The 241-nt window shown below is 71.0% G+C and carries 1 protein-coding gene; it reads left to right on the top strand.

Features of this window, described 5'->3' with window-relative positions:
* On the top strand, window positions 1–241 hold a 241-nt coding region (locus BN358_RS26390; protein WP_198018414.1), incomplete at both ends, for a hypothetical protein.

Here is a 241-nt window from a genome sequence, read left to right as displayed (position 1 = left end):
GGCGCGACCAGCCGACACGAATCCTCGACCAGTCCGGCGGGGCGATCGCCACGCTCGAAGCACCGCCCGTGCCGGTGATCGGCGTCCCGGACGACCCGCGCACCGGCGAGCCCCGCATTCCGCGGACCGTGGTTCTCGCGTCCGTGCTCAGCTTCTTGTCCTTGGCGAACGTGGTGGCCGGGCTGCTCCTCGTCTACTGGGACGCGGTGCCAAGGGACAACTTCCCCCACGCGTCCTGGCA

This window comes from Sedimentibacter sp. B4, from assembly GCF_000309315.1.
GTDB classification, from domain to species: domain Bacteria; phylum Bacillota; class Clostridia; order Tissierellales; family Sedimentibacteraceae; genus Sedimentibacter; species Sedimentibacter saalensis.
Note: the sequence above shows the minus strand (reverse complement) of the source record. Positions and strands in the feature narration are given on the sequence as shown.